Below are 15,733 nucleotides of genomic sequence, written 5' to 3'. Positions count from 1 at the left end.
TGATTTGTATTTGTGTGGTAACTTTATTTTATCAGATTTTTGCCTATCTCTCTTTTCTTTTTTCTTAATTTTGTCCAATATCTATTGTAGCACTACATCCTCACTCCTCACTTAATACCGCTCCCCTCTTGCATTCTCCCACACTTTAGGTTATAATATCACTATAGTAATAATTTCAGGAGGACGTAACATGAATAGATCATATGACGAATACAACTACACCCTCTCAAAGCGTGAACTGGAAGAACTTAAATTCTTATTCATCTCTGATGATGTGGACTACAACGACACTGACAGCAACGGGCTTACTTTCCTGCTCACTGCTATCGAAAGTGCTGACTTTGTTGAGCAGGACGGCGTTCTCAAGCCTGACAAGCGAAGTGTTGATTTCATCAAATGGCTCATCGCTCAAGGCTCAGATGTGAACTTTCCTGCTGACAAAAAGCCTTTACAATATGCTATCAAATGTGAAGAGGAGATATCTCGCCGTAAAGGCAAAGCCTGCGATATGTCCGAGATACTCTTCCTGCTCCGTGACAGCGGTGCTGACAGCACCGGTCTTGACGAGCTTATTGACGGAGGATTCTCCGCTCGTGTGAAGCTCTGAGGTATGACATGAGAGAATTTATAATAAATCAGAATGACGCAGGTCAGCGTGTTGACAAGTTTCTCACAAAAGCTGTGCCGAAGCTGCCTAAAAATCTGCTGTACAAATATCTGCGCCTAAAGCGTATCAAGGTCAACGGCAAACGCTGTGAGATATCCACACGGCTTGCTTGCGGTGACGTTATGCAGCTTTACATCAATGACGAATTTTTCGAGGGCGAAGTTGCTGACAGACCTGCTTTTCTCAGTGCGCCAACGTCTTTGAATATTATTTACGAGGACGAGAATATTATCCTTTGCGACAAAAAGTGCGGACTTGTGGTACATGAGGACGAAAGCGGTTCGGCGGACACGCTCATAAACAGGATACAGCACTATCTTTATGAAAAGGGTGAATACCGTCCTGAGGAGGAGCTGTCTTTTGCTCCTGCCCTTTGCAACAGGATCGACCGCAACACCGGGGGCATCGTCATATGTGCGAAAAATGCTGAAAGTTTGCGTGTGCTTAATCAGAAAGTCAAAGACAGAGAGCTTGAAAAGCTTTATCTTTGCGTGACCGTTGGCATACCAAAGGAAAAGTCCGCTCGGCTCACGGCTTATCATCAAAAGGACGAGGCGACAAAGACCGTCAGGGTATCTGACAAAAAGTTTCAGGGCAGTCGCACTATGATAACATCTTATCGTGTGCTTGCGGAAAACAAGACTGATGATCTTGCACTTCTCGAAGTTGACCTTGTCACAGGCAGAACGCATCAGATAAGGGCACATCTTGCACACATTGGCTATCCACTTCTCGGTGACGGCAAATACGGAATAAATAAAGTCAATCGTGCATACAATGTGAAAACGCAGGCGCTTTATTCGTACAAGCTCACCTTTAAATTCACCACTGAAGCCGGCATACTTGAATATCTAAATGGCAAGAGCTTTCAGGTTAAAGACGTGTGGTTTTGCGAAAAATTCTTCGGATATAAGCTCTGATATTTCGTTAAATCGCACTATTTCGACACTGTGGATTTGTCATATACGACAAAATAATATAATTTTCATGCAAATTTTGTGTAAATTGTTCAAAAGTGCTTGCAAATGTATATAAAATATGTTATAATTATTTAGTCAAATTTAACGACTGTACTTTATATACAGAAAATGGCAGATATATTTTATAGATTTGGAGGAACAAAGGTATGACAGGAGATCTGCATTGTCACACAACACTGTCTGACGGCTCGCTTGGTATAGAAGAGGTCATTGTTCAGGCAAAAAGAATGGGACTTGACTTTCTTGCGATAACAGACCATGACACTCTTTCATCATCAAACAGAGCGCAAATACTTGGCGAACGTTATGGGGTCAAGGTCATTCCTGCGGTAGAGCTTTCCGCATGGGACAAGAAGCGCAATTCAAAAGTACACATTCTTTGCTATGCACCGCAGAAACCTGACAGGCTGGAAGGTCTTTGCCTGAAGTCATGCCAGATAAGAAAAGACTGTGCAAAGGAAATGATAGAAAAGGTAATGGCAAGATATCCTATCCCTGCCGACGCTGTACTGCACTACACGAAAAGTTCAAAGAGCATTTTTAAACAGCATATCATGAGAGCACTGGTAAATTACGGCTATGCAACAGAGCTTTACGGCTCTGTGAACGACAAGCTTTTTGCATATCCAAACGGTGAATGTCTTGTTACCCGTGAATATCCTGACGTAAACTTTGTGCTTGACCTTATCCATTCCGCAAAGGGCATTGCTGTTATGGCACACCCTGTTATGTTCAACAACACCGAGCTGCTCCTTGAACTTATCGAGGCAGGCAAGCTTGACGGAATTGAAGCTTATCATTACTCTGCTACTCCAACTCAACAGCAGAAGCTTGTGGATATCGCAAAGGAACATGACCTGATAGTGACTGGTGGCTCTGACTTCCACGGTCTGTATAATGAGACTATGACACATATCGGGAGCATGACCACTGACAAGGAAAATCTTGATAAGCTGTTCAAGCTCATTCATATAAATTCACAAAAAGCTAACAAAGCGGCTGTGAAAACAGAGAAATAATATGGTATAATAAAGGGACATTATCATGCGGTAATGTTCCTTTAATGCGTAAAATAGAGAGGACTGTATAAAATGAACGTAATGGAAGAATCCCTACAGAAACACAGAGAATGGAAAGGCAAGATAGAGGTCTGCTCAAGAGCAAAGGTAAACAATGCAAAAGACCTGACGCTGGCTTACACACCAGGCGTTGCTCAGCCTTGCCTTGAGATACAGAAAGATCCTGACCTTTCATATGAGCTTACAAGACGTGCAAATCTTGTGGCTGTTATCACAGACGGCTCTGCTGTGCTTGGTCTTGGCAATATTGGCGGTCTGGCTGGTATGCCTGTTATGGAGGGAAAATGTGCACTTTTCAAGGAGTTCGCAGACGTTGACGCTTTTCCACTTTGCATAAAGTCCAATGACGTTGACGAAATAGTAAACACCATCGCCATGATATCAGACAGCTTTGGCGGTATAAATCTTGAAGATATCGCTGCTCCAAGGTGCTTTGAGATAGAGGCTAAGCTTAAAGAAAAAGTTGATATCCCTGTTTTCCATGACGATCAGCACGGAACTGCTATCGTTGTCGGTGCGGCACTTATGAATGCCTGCAAGGTGGCTAACAAGAAGATAGAGGATATTACACTTGTTATAAACGGCGCAGGTGCAGCTGGCTGTGCTATCGGAAAGCTTTTGCTTTCTCTCGGTATCGGCAACCTTATCATGGTAGACCGTGAGGGCATAATCTGCGAGGGCGACAATTATCTTAACGAGGCTCACGCTGAAATGGCTAAGGTCACAAACAAGAACAAGCTCCATGGCTCTCTTGCCGACGCACTCAAGGGTGCAGACGCTTTCGTAGGTGTTTCCAAGCCAAAGCTTGTGACCGCTGAAATGGTTAAATCCATGAACGATAAGCCTATACTTTTCGCAATGGCTAACCCGACTCCTGAGATAATGCCTGACGAAGCAAAGGCGGCAGGTGCGTTTATCGTTGGCACAGGACGTTCAGACTTCCCTAACCAGATAAACAACGTTATCGCTTTCCCTGGAATTTTCAAGGGTGCACTTGCAGTAAGGGCTTCTGACATCAACGAGGAAATGAAAATGGCTGCCGCAAAGGCTATCGCAGGCTGTGTGCCTGAGGACAAGCTCAATGCGGAATTTATACTGCCAAACTCTTTTGACAGGTCAGTACCGGTCGCCGTGGCTGAGGCTGTGGCAAAGGCTGCAAGAGAAACAGGCGTAGCAAGAATTTAGGAGGTTTTTCAAATGGCAACGATCAGCTACACTCCAAAGGGAGTATGTTCAAGAAAAATAGATATCGAAGTTGAGGACGGTATCGTAAAGAAAGTGCATTTCACAGGCGGCTGCAACGGCAACACACAGGGTGTATCAAAGCTTGTTGAGGGCATGAAGGTTCAAGACGTTATTGACAGACTTGAGGGTATCGACTGCAACGGACGTGGCACATCATGTCCTGCTCAGCTTGCTGAGGCTTTGAAGTCTGCACTCTAAGCTTTCGTACTTGGACATTATACGGATATAAAAAAACGGGCGAACACTGTTCGCCCCTACAGAAAAAATACACGGACTGCATTTTGTGTGCAGTCCGTTTTTTTGTACATATTCTAATTTTCTTTCGTTGCGCTTTGAGTGAAACTCATTGAAACAAATCCAGTACCAGTCACCGTAATATCGGTATGATTACCGTCAGACCACTGCTCTGCACTGTTAATGCCGTTCGTTCTATAGAACTGAATGTCATATTGATTTTTTTCAGCAGAATTCACTTTCAAAGTTGCTGTGGCTATGCCAGAACTGTCCTTTGAAATAGTCAGATCATAAGTATTCTTAAACCATGGGCTGATATCAACATAGTTCGTATTCCAAGTCAGAGTGACAGTACCCTCGCCACTGCCTGACAGGCGGTAGTTGAAGCCGTCAAGATCTTTAGGCGAGGTAGCATTGTCGATGAACGTGCCTGTCCATGTTGCTGATGTGTTATCATTTATATAGATAACGCCAAGCTTTGCGGAGAGCGGTTTCAACTCAGCCTGATTTGTAGGAATGGCTGTCACTCTCATGTATATGTCAGACTTTGTGAGCTGTGACTTATCAAAAGTCAGCACAAATTCATGCTTGTTGAAATCGTCAGCCATAAGTTTCAGAAGTGAAAACTCTATTTTTGAATTGCTTCCAAAAGTCTTTTTTTCACCGTTATATTCAACTGAATATTTTGCAGTGTTTTCTCCGGTAACGGCATTTCCGTTGCTGTCCACAAGCTCGACTGTCAAAGTGTATGTGATATCCTTGTCATTATGCTTTATCAATGTTTGCGGATAGTTGCACACATTGACTGTCACACAAGGCGAGTTTTCCATACTGCTAAAAGTTATCGTCCTTGGAAGATCATTTTCATCTGTTGTAAGATAATTAGATGAAAACAGCATGCCAGCTCCCTTTTGTGTGGAAACAACTCGCTTTACACTTGAAACGCTGGTATAAGCCGCCAGGACGCCAATAGTACTGAGTGCGGCTGCCGCAAAAGCTATCCATATTGCAAGCCACGATCTTTTAAGCTTTTTTATAAATTTGTCTTTCATAACAGCCACCCTCCTCTCTATTTGGTGATTTATTACTTTCTTTGAACTGTCAGGTAGACCATATCAGTTTCTTTATTGTTTTGGACGTTTTTATTCCATTTTACTCTGATTATAAAATAATCGCAAAACGGGTTTTCTGCATCATTTACACTTAGACCATCAGACTGCCAATAAAGCGCCTCGGCATTTTTCTGAACATTGCTATAAGTGTCATAAGACTTTTCGTGAAGTGTGCTGTTAGCAAGTATCTCCGAGCCTTGCTGATTGAGATAACGTCCCGAGATCTTATTGCCGTCTATTTTGTAATAAAACGTTTTATTCTCTTCATCTGAAACATAAACGACAGCTTCAGATTTTTCAGTTTCACTGACGCTTTTCGCACGATATATCTCATACTCAAAAGGGATATTCGTTGTATGTGCAAGCTGTATTTGATATTGTTGCACGTCTGCCCCGCCTATGCCGAAAACAAAGTCTTTATAACTGCCGTTCTCAACGTCTATATCTGCCATTTCAAGATTTGCCACAGATTCTTTGTTTCCTGCGGTGATATAAAGCTGAGTAGGGGCATTTATTTTTGTTGTAAGAGCAATAGAACGTTTGTGAGTAAACCACGCATAAACAGGCAGTGCCACAAGCAGTACCACCGGGATGGATACTGCTATGACTAGCTGGAGCTTCTTCTTTTTTTCTAATTTTCTGAATTTTCCAAAAATGCTTTTTGTCATAATTTTCTCCTGAAAATGCCTGCTTATTATGAATTTATAAAGCCTGTTTCTATTTTTGCGTTTGTGTAAACAACATAGTCGCTTGAGGTAGTTCCATTAACAACTGAGTTGTTGTCATTAAGCAATACTGCGGTAAGCTCAACTCTATAGTTCGCATAGGTAAGTCCCTGCTCCTCAAAAGCCTTGCCTGTTTTTACTGTAAATTTCGTAACGGCTGTGTTTTGTTCTTCGCCATTATAGTCAGTGGTAAAAACGCACTCCTTGCCATTCAGACCGCTGCTTGATGTGGCGTTTTCCAAAGTAAAGCTACTGAGATATTTGCTAATATCGTTTGTCTGCTTATAATCGCCACTATTGTCCTTAACATACAACCTCATTGTATACTGTATTTTTTTGCCACCGTCCTTTGTTGATCGACTCAAAGCAGACAGATCATAGATAGCATTTGCTGTTATTGCCATTTCTTCTGTAGTCATATCTTTGGCATTGATACCAAGCTGAGAAAATGGTGAATCCTTCGACTCAAGAACCGTTGACTCTGCAACGTTATAGTTTAGCTGTGCCACCGTCATTGCCTTTCTATAGTAGCGTCTGGCAGGCATAACTCCACTTGCAGAGATAGAGCTGTTCTCAATATTGTTCTGACTATATGCAACATATGACGACGCATTTACTCCTATACCGGTTTTGGTATCCCCGTCCTTACGCTCAGGAAACTGATCTATGATCCCTGCAGTACCATAAGTTAAGCTGATATCAGCCTTGACAGTTATAGAGCCATTTGTGTCACTATTGATATAATTGTAGACCGAATCGGGATACATCAGCATATAGCTGTCTTTAGCTTCTGAAAGTGTTTCAGTCTTGCTTATTTTTGCGTTTGATAACTCTGTGTCTGAACTGTTTAAAATGCTGTAATCAACATTCACCGAAGTTCCTGCAATGATCTTTGCATTAGCTCCCGCATCGTTTTCATCAAAGTTCTTCATAGAGAATTTAAACGCCTGATACATATTGAAATCGTCACTCTTATAGCCATTAAATGTATCTCTAAGGCTCTGATCAATGCTTATCTTTGACGTCATTGTCGCACGGACAAAATTATTTGACGCTGTTATCTCCTCTGGGTCATGAGCCGTCACACTTACTAGCTGTGTAAAAAAGTTTGCAATAACATATGCGCCAGTGTCATTATTTGTCACTTGGACAAGATTTGTAGGAATATTGCCATTGAGCTTTCTTGGCTTATTACCGCTATAATAATTCACAAAGTTCTTGATGACTTTTTTCGAGCTTCCCGTTTCCGGAATACTGATAGTGAGATAATAGTTCTCGCTTATTATCATTTCGTCATTATCATTTTTTGGTGTATCACTATTCGCTGAAACAGTTATCTTATAAGCGCCTGTTTCATTCTCACCAGCAGGTCTATAATACTTGCCGTCGCTTGTTTTTACAGTAGCTGTAGCTTCATCAGCTGCCTCAACAAGTGTTCCGTCAGATGATTCTTTAGCTGTTACCGACGCATATCTTAACAGTACATCATTCATTGTAACCGGTTTAAAGCCACTTATATTTGTCAAGTCAAGCTCACCAGTTGTTTTATTAAACTTAGCATCACTTGCGGTAGAATGATAAGTCTTGTCATTGTTATTTGCATCAACAAGAGTTAGCTTTGTATCATCGGTAAGCACACCACTGTCAGTGGCATTATCACCAATAAGATAAAGCTTTTTATCAAAGCTCCAAAGCAGACTGTCACCGTTATTGAGCATTTTTCCCCATTCGTTAGCAGATTTGTAATAGGAATACTTAAAATAAGTAGTAACAGGTGCATCAAAGCTCTCAAAAGCAAGCTTTGTTTTATCCGTATAGTGAGAATGGTTATAGTCTGTGCCTGAGATAACGTAAGATTGGAAGCTGAAATCAAGCACCTTTCTTACAAAAACAGGAATATGAAGTCTAAGAGCAGTTTTGTCACTTCCCGTTGGGTCGATATAATCAAGAGTAATGACAGTAAATCTGTTTGTGCCGTCATTGTCATACTGACCGTCTGTGACCTTGAAATATCCTGTCTTGCTGTTAAACGTAAGAGTGCTTTTGTCTGATTTTTCTAAAACGCCGTTATCATACACATAAGTCGCTGTGCTTACATTCATAAGATCTGTTGTTTTCAGCTTATTTGAACTGCTGTCGCAAACATCACAATTTGTCAGAACTGAGATATACTTTGCAAGCATTTGCGTGATATTCAACGATGAGTTATCATCAATAAGCAGAACAGGAAGATCGTTCAGCTCCTGAACATCAAGCTCAGAGGCCTGACGAAATGTTGTAAGCTTTGAATTAGCCAGATCCTCTGCATATGTCTTTATGGTACTGTTTATGCCATAGGATTTTTTGGCTGTGCCATTCGTATAAGAAGCAGCGTCACTAATGATAGTCTGCATATTTCCGCCAACAAAATCACCTGAGAAAGTCTTACCGCCGACAGTAACGCTTGGGTTTATATTGACATAAGGCGAATAGATATCAACGTGCGTGCCGCTTCCCTCGCCGATATTTTTGGTATTGTCCTGAGTACCGTTGTAGTCGGAGTGAACTGCGATAAAGTTGGTAGGTATCTGTGAAGCATTATACTGTATATCAGGTAAACAATCCGTATTATTTACCGATACTCCAATAAATTTATATGATAGATTTTTATCATAGTTCCAACCTATCAAGTTAGAAACAGATACGCTGTTGTTGCCTCTTACATAGCCTAATTTATTTATGAGAATATCATAAGCATATGTATTGCCGCCGTCGTTATGACCGATCACACCGCCTGCACCTGCACCATTGGACTTATCTTCTGCTGAAAGAGTAACATTGTTGACTTCACAATCAGATATCTTCAGATCACCATTAGCTTTTATACCAACATAACCTCCGATACCTGCATCACCATTTTTAGCAGCCGGTATACCTATCGTTGCATTTTTTACAGCAGACTTTGATATAGTCACAGCCGCATTCTGTGTGCCGACCATTCCGCCTGAGCTTGTATAACCATAGACGCCGCAAGCTGATGTTTCAGATGTTTCTCCATAGTAACAGTCATTGATAGACAACTGGTTTTTGTTTATTCCAACGAATCCACCGACATTACTACCATAAACATCGACGCTGACGCTTGTGTTTGTTATTGTGCATGCTCCGTTAGACAGTCCTATAAGACCGCCCTCGTTCATTGTCTGGGTTGCAAGGGGTTTATTGTCTTTTTTTGAACCGATAAAGCTATCTCCATTATAGGCTGTAAGCTGAACATTGCTTATTGTCGTTTCGATATTTGCAGAGCCTGCGATTCCACCTACGCCAAACCAAGTTTTTGTGCCTTTATCAAGATTAGCAAATTCAACTTTATTAATTTTTATCTTAGAATCCTTAACAGCGAATTCGTTGCCTTTCTGAGAATTTCCCACAAGACCGCCTGTTTCAAATCCGCCATACACATAAACGCCACTGTTTTCAGACTTAACGTTACTTATATTGATATCATTTGTTGACTTTCCTATAAGTCCTCCCACAGTATATGCGCCATATATTTCAAGATCAGTCAATGTTATTCCGATAAACTTGCAAGAACTCTGTACTCCGCCAACGATACCACCTGTAGAAAGGTCTTCATTAACATACGATTGTCCATCGTAGTTATACGTCTTAACGCTGATCTTGCCGGAAAGCTTAAGGTTATTTACAGTTAAAGCATACGTTGAACAGTTTATCAACCCAACTCCTTTTACGGAGGCAAATGCGGTACGATATTTATAGTTATCCACATCTTGGAATTCAATAGTGTTACCGCCCTTGTTATCTGTTATTTTCACAGCATAGGCTTTTATATCTGTATCGAGCTTTATAGTCTGATCATTTCCCTTGATAGCTGTCAAAGACAAAGTATAATCACATTTAATGTCGCCAAGGTTACTATCCTTTGCATCAAACAACTGATTTATACCACGAAAACCGGTTCCGGTGAGGTCATAGGTTCCATTTCCTGTGAGATTAACAGTAAAGTTCTTATTTAATTCGTGTGCCCACTTTGCTTCATAAAGACCTTTTTCACTTGGCTTTGTATATTTTTTTAGCATTACAGAATTTTTCTTTTCATATTCCCTGCTTGTAGCCTTTTCAAGTCTTTGATAATCTGAGAGCGCAGTTTTGTAATCTTCATCATCAGAAGTCAATGTAGCTGTGCCAACTTTTGAATAGTCTGCATTTCGAGTAAAAGTATAATGACCATAGCCGCAAGTATTTTTATTACGGTCTGTATATCCCATACCGGACTGTGATATGATAGACAGCATAAACAACGCTTGTGCATTAGGCACTTCAATAGTATTGGTCGTGCCGGCAATAACATTTAATTTCTCATCATCACTTAGCACACTCTTAAACTGCGTGATGAGATAATTTTTCCTAGTATTGTTAAGGTTAGTTGACTTACCAAACGTTGTTCCCTCTTCGATAGCAAAGCCGTTTACAACTCTGCCTATATATGGATTGATAAAAAGATTGGTATATACGTCTTCACCCACTGCCTCAGTATTGTTGGTTGTAAGCGCACTATCTTTGGCAACGTTGTCCATATTTCTGAAAATAACGCCACCGTAAACTATGGCGCCAACATATCCGCCTGCAGTAATGAGATGTTGTTTGCTGTTATCGTTATTTGCAAATATTATATTAGGATTTGTTACCTTGACATTATCAATGATATTATCTCCACCGAACACAACGCCCATAACACCGCCATAATACTCCGTCTTTCCGGTACTATAGTTTAATTTATTATTATTGTTTTTTGAAAGCGTTACTTCTTTGGTATATTCTATATTGATATCTTTTACAACACTTCCGCTGCTGAACCTGATGAGCGGGCTTGCAGAATTATTGGTGATAGTTGGATATGTTCCGTCGGATTTCTTCTGTCCAACAATAACGCCCCTGAAAACGTAACTGTTTGATGTTCCGCCAAGACCTGCAAAAGAACTGCCGAGAACTATATCATCATTTATCTTGTAATAAGCCTCGCAAAGATACTTGATCATGTTATCTTTTGAAACTGTTTCATTTCCGCTTACGAAATTGCCTGTTCCACCATAAGTATAAGTTTTATGATTAGTGCCTTTGCAAAAAGCACTATTAGCATTAACAGTCGATTTATCGGCAGAAACATTTGCATTATAGTTTACTTCCCAGCCATTTGTAGGTGCGGCTGTATTGATAACTCGTGCGACCTCTGCAAGTGTAGAAGCGTCAAGGATATATGGATCAGAGTTTGTTCCGCAACCCTCGTCCAGATATGGTCGCTCAAGGTTTACGTCTATCTCATCATAGTTTTGGGTGGTATCATACGATTTAGCAACATATGGCTTGTATTCAGTAAAGCTATATTCCTCTGTTGCGTTATTTTTGACAGGGGAAGTATACCTGTCATCTCTACTCCAATCGCCATGATACTTATTCTGCCTGCTCACATCATCTACACGATTCTTTATGGTGTCAGACACTTCTTTTCCGTAGGTTACATTATGCTTAATATTGCCAGCTGAGTCTGTACCCCAATCTTCGTCCCATTTATAGTTGTATATTGCAGAAGAGCCTGCACCGTCAGAATGCTGAAAGCTTTCAAGCAAAGTAGCATTTTTGAAAATTGAATTTTCATTACTTGCGTCAAGCTTGATATTTGAGAAAGTCAGAGATATATTTTGACCCTTTTCGCTTCCTACATTGCCTATAAGGCTTGTTGCAGCATAATTCTGACCGCCTTTATCATATTTAGCAGTAGTCCTACTGTGTTTTTTCTGTGACACATTCTGTATAGTGATCTCTGTCATGTTGCCTATCTTATTTATAAGCAAAGGGGCATAGTCGCTTATTGTTTCACCGTCATTCACATACAGATCATCAAGAACGATACTGCCGGTAATTTTGACAGATTTTTTTGAAGTATTGGTGTCGTCAGCAACCGAGCCGCAAACCAATGCACCAGAGCCATTATTAACTTTACCGATATTTCCCTTAAAAGTCAGTTTGCCGCTTATGGTAACAGCTCCATTTTCATTCCTGAAAAGTCCGCATTGCATCATGTAATGTTGTGTACGAGAATCATCGTTTTTACTAGGATTAACACTATCATTACCATTCGTATGACGAGGATGGTTATTATTTAACACTTTTTCAGACATATTAAAGCCTTTATTGTCAAAAATAATAGTTGAATTTGATTTTATATTACAACCATTTGTATCAACTGGATAAAATGAATATCTTGTCAAATCTATTTCTGGATCTGTTGGAAAATCTATATTTGTGCTATTAATATATGCTTTTATATTATTTGCCGCAAAAAGCTTTGCACTCCACTCAACAGCCTTAGCTCCGCCTGTGGTGGCTTTACCGTTTTTATATACATCAAGGTTATAATAATATCTTGCCCAAGAATTATTTTTCCACACAGCACCATTATTTGTTGTTTGATTTTGATAGGTATTGCAGTTCTTTCCGTCCATATACAGCAAACGCTCTCCGTCCGCTGTAACAGCAGGAATTGAAATTATGGCTTGACGATTGCAAACAGGACTATTTGAAGCATAAATACTACAACGAGCTATCTCATCAAAATACGAATAGCTTGGGCTTATATTTATCTTAGTATCTTGTGAGATCTTATATCCATTAGGTTTAGTAAGTTCAAAATAAGTTGCATCTCGTGAGCTTCTGTAATTATTGACATTTTCACCTTTAAAATAGTCAAAGCCATAAGAGTCATAATCTCTACCAAAAAGAGTTGAGGCAAGCATGCCGAAATTTATACATTTTGTTGCTTTCACTGTCACACCGTCAAAGCTAACCTCTTTTATGCTCCAATAACCTGTTGTGGAAAGTACAAGACCGCCCAGTTCTGTGCCATTGTTCACTGTTAATCTTGAATTGTTTACATTCAAACTATTCAGATCAATTTCTACTCTATACCAGTTATGCCCTAAAAATCCACCGCTATTTGATTTACCACTAGAATTTATTGTTAAAGCATTAATATTAACATTGGTGATAGATACCTTATTAGGTACAACAGAAGCTGAATTATCCTTAGCACCGACCTCTGCAATGAGTCCACCAACTCTGGAGTTACTTCCTGTGTGTTTGTCAGTTATATTTCCGTCAACAGTGACATTATTAAACTTAATACCAGTTGTAGGTTTTGATGTAACAGCTCCTACCATTCCGATAACTCCGCCAAGACAAGTACAATCTACCTTTGTTGTGCTATTATTGTATGTAAGATTTGCTGTTACAGCAGAATTAGTGAACGAAACTTCACTTGTGGCGTCAGCAACATATCCAACCAGACCTCCGACAAAATTAGTATACGCACCACTTGGAGATGCGGTCACATCAGCGGTCACTTTGTCAATAGTCAAAGTTCCGCTGTTGTATGCAGACACAGAACCAATATAACAAGCATCACCGCCAGAAACATTGTCACCAACAATATTAAAGTTTGAAACAAGCTTTAAATTACTTATTTTTGCACTGCTTGTCTTTGCAAAAAGTCCGTTGTGAGTATGGAAAACTATCTTAGCGTCTTTGCCTATGCTCATAGTAATTGTATGACTATTGCCATTCAGAGTGCCTGTGAATGTATCCTCACCATTATCACGCATAAAGCCGGTTAGACCTGTGTCGCTTATATCAACATCTGCACTAAGGCTGATATTTGCCGCAAGCATATCTGCCCTGCTAGCACCGCTATACTTAACAAAATCATTGCTATCATGCTGCATTATCAAAGCCGCACGGGCAAAATCTGCCCTATTGCTTATGGTAATATTATTATTAGAAAATCCATTTATTGTAACAGTATGCCCCGATCCATCAAAAGACAGAACACTGTCAGCACTCTCAAGCAGATCGGAATTGTTAAGGCGAAGCACTCCGCCCCAATCCATATCGTCTATAACTTTTGAAGATGTCCTTGTAAATGACCAGCCTTTTAAGCTATAGATCAAAGCATTGCCTCTATTTCCTACTATCTGACATCCGTTTTTGTTAGGGTCTTTAGGATAAAAGCCTGAAAGGTTTGTTTCACCGCCAAGCCTTACAACGCCATTTTTATTAAATTTGCCAACAATGCCACCTACGCTCTGGTTTGCAGAAACATTATTTGCAGTAACTGTGACTTTGCCGCCAACATCAATAAAAGCCTGATCTGCATAGCCCACAAGTCCGCCATAATTATTTTGTGATGATGTGGGATTATTAATACTTATAGTGGTATTCTTGACGCTTACATAAGCCTTGCTGTTATCACCTATCTTACCAATAAGGCCGCCAAAATCAAGGGCATTGCATAAGCCAGTCACATTTACAATGATATCACTTAGTGCTAGTTCAGAGCTAAGAGCATTGGCAGAATATCTTCCGACAATACCACCATAAAAGCCTGCCCTGACAGTGCCCTTGAAGTTTGAAGTAATAGTATCATTAGCGGTGCCCGTGATACAAATTTTTGCACTATCTGCGCTGTTTGTCAGCAGTCCGAAAACAGAACCAACAGCCGCACTGTCAGCGGTATCTCCTGATGAACAAGCAAGTGCCATTTTCATGCCACTGAATTTTGAAATGTCAAATGTCTTTTCGTTGGCTTTACTGTATGTATAAGAGCCGAAAAGACCGCCCGCAGTTACAGAGCCTGTAACGCTTCCGGTCATGGTAAGGGTGACACCTTCACCGACATTTATTTCTGCATTCTCTGCACTGCCCACAAGTCCGCCTGCGTTGTTTGCGGATACATTTACGCCTGTCAAGACATCACACTTGTCAACGTTCAGTGTTGCATCAGCGCTCATTTTTCCAACAAATACGCCTGCGTTCGATTTGCCGGAAACGTCAAGCGAACCACTTGACAAGCTTACAGCAAGACTTGTCTTTTCGTCCATAGTGCCACAAGCAAGACCCGCATTATCCCCGCCTGATACTTCCACCTTGACACCATTACTTAGAGTGATATCCAGATCGACATTTGCTCCATTTTTCATATTTCCTATAACAGATGTGAAGGATTTATAAATTGTAGCACCTGAATCATCTACAGGATCAGCTTTTATTTTCCACTTATTAGCTGAAGCCACATCACCGTGTATAACATTCTCAGCAAGCAAAGCTGAATTTTTTTCTTCCGGTCTAGCAAAAATAATAGTATCTAAATTTGCACTGTCACTAAGATATTCAAACAGAGCAAAATTAATAGGAAGATTAATAGCTGAACCCTCATTTGCTTTGACTGTTCCCATGAAAGGATATTCTTCATTGCCAAGTCCTTTTTCTATTCCTGTAAAATCAGAAGCCTTAAACTGAGATTGGTTGTTTGAAAACAATACAGTGATATTCTGATAAACAGCAGGGTCTGCATTAAGAAGCTTTTTAAAATCGTCTGCATTCTGTATCGTAAAAACGCCACTTTTGATATCGTTAGTTATGTCAGTATATGTATCTGCCGCCATAGCCGTAATAGCATTGGTGACAGTTGATACCATTTTAGACACAAAACCTGAAATGTCTGCAAGCGGCATACTCGTGACAAGCAATACGACAGCTGTAACTAAAGAAATAACATTCTTGCGATACTTGCTGTAAAGCTTGCGGCATATTCTATTAATTTTCTGATTTCTATTAGCTTTCACTTTCAACTGCCTCC

The 15,733-nt window shown here is 40.3% G+C and carries 8 protein-coding genes; 5 read left to right on the top strand and 3 right to left on the bottom strand.

Features of this window, described 5'->3' with window-relative positions; all coding sequences use genetic code 11:
* The first annotated feature begins 190 nt into the window (after positions 1-190).
* The 5 genes from OCV57_RS10815 to OCV57_RS10795 all read left to right on the top strand — a co-directional run bounded on the left by OCV57_RS10815 (position 191) and on the right by OCV57_RS10795 (position 4,169).
* Positions 191-607 (top strand): ankyrin repeat domain-containing protein, encoded by a 417-nt coding sequence (locus OCV57_RS10815; protein WP_267301547.1) that lies wholly within the window; start codon positions 191-193, stop codon positions 605-607.
* Between the two features lie 8 nt (positions 608-615).
* The gene (locus OCV57_RS10810; RefSeq protein WP_267301545.1) at positions 616-1,587 is read left to right on the top strand and encodes an RluA family pseudouridine synthase; all 972 of its coding nucleotides are present in this window, start codon (positions 616-618) and stop codon (positions 1,585-1,587) included.
* A gap of 206 nt (positions 1,588-1,793) precedes the next feature.
* Positions 1,794-2,666, top strand: a complete 873-nt coding sequence (locus OCV57_RS10805; protein WP_022286684.1) for a PHP domain-containing protein — start codon at positions 1,794-1,796, stop codon at positions 2,664-2,666.
* Between the two features lie 72 nt (positions 2,667-2,738).
* The gene (locus tag OCV57_RS10800) at positions 2,739-3,911 is read left to right on the top strand and encodes an NAD(P)-dependent malic enzyme (protein WP_117891753.1); all 1,173 of its coding nucleotides are present in this window, start codon (positions 2,739-2,741) and stop codon (positions 3,909-3,911) included.
* 12 nt (positions 3,912-3,923) lie between these two features.
* The gene (locus tag OCV57_RS10795) at positions 3,924-4,169 is read left to right on the top strand and encodes a TIGR03905 family TSCPD domain-containing protein (protein ID WP_022286682.1); all 246 of its coding nucleotides are present in this window, start codon (positions 3,924-3,926) and stop codon (positions 4,167-4,169) included.
* A gap of 113 nt (positions 4,170-4,282) precedes the next feature.
* Here the strand turns inward: OCV57_RS10795 and OCV57_RS10790 are convergent, their stop codons facing one another.
* The 3 genes from OCV57_RS10790 to OCV57_RS10780 are packed head-to-tail and all read right to left on the bottom strand — an operon-like array spanning position 4,283 to position 15,719.
* Complete coding sequence (locus OCV57_RS10790) at positions 4,283-5,257, bottom strand: hypothetical protein (protein WP_267301544.1); 975 nt, start codon at positions 5,255-5,257, stop codon at positions 4,283-4,285.
* Between the two features lie 32 nt (positions 5,258-5,289).
* The gene (locus OCV57_RS10785) at positions 5,290-5,985 is read right to left on the bottom strand and encodes a hypothetical protein (RefSeq protein WP_267301543.1); all 696 of its coding nucleotides are present in this window, start codon (positions 5,983-5,985) and stop codon (positions 5,290-5,292) included.
* Between the two features lie 26 nt (positions 5,986-6,011).
* Positions 6,012-15,719 (bottom strand): autotransporter outer membrane beta-barrel domain-containing protein, encoded by a 9,708-nt coding sequence (locus OCV57_RS10780; RefSeq protein ID WP_267301542.1) that lies wholly within the window; start codon positions 15,717-15,719, stop codon positions 6,012-6,014.
* Between the last annotated feature and the right edge of the window lie 14 nt (positions 15,720-15,733).

This window comes from Hominimerdicola aceti, assembly GCF_025567495.1.
GTDB lineage: Bacteria > Bacillota > Clostridia > Oscillospirales > Ruminococcaceae > Hominimerdicola > Hominimerdicola aceti.
This window is presented reverse-complemented; position numbering and strand designations above follow the sequence as displayed.

Coding starts and splice junctions, on each gene's coding strand:
- OCV57_RS10785 (WP_267301543.1), bottom strand. CDS start 5,985: ATGACAAAAAGCATTTTTGGAAAATTCAGAAAATTAGAAAAAAAGAAG.
- OCV57_RS10815 (WP_267301547.1), top strand. CDS start 191: ATGAATAGATCATATGACGAATACAACTACACCCTCTCAAAGCGTGAA.
- OCV57_RS10810 (WP_267301545.1), top strand. CDS start 616: ATGAGAGAATTTATAATAAATCAGAATGACGCAGGTCAGCGTGTTGAC.
- OCV57_RS10790 (WP_267301544.1), bottom strand. CDS start 5,257: ATGAAAGACAAATTTATAAAAAAGCTTAAAAGATCGTGGCTTGCAATA.
- OCV57_RS10805 (WP_022286684.1), top strand. CDS start 1,794: ATGACAGGAGATCTGCATTGTCACACAACACTGTCTGACGGCTCGCTT.
- OCV57_RS10800 (WP_117891753.1), top strand. CDS start 2,739: ATGAACGTAATGGAAGAATCCCTACAGAAACACAGAGAATGGAAAGGC.
- OCV57_RS10795 (WP_022286682.1), top strand. CDS start 3,924: ATGGCAACGATCAGCTACACTCCAAAGGGAGTATGTTCAAGAAAAATA.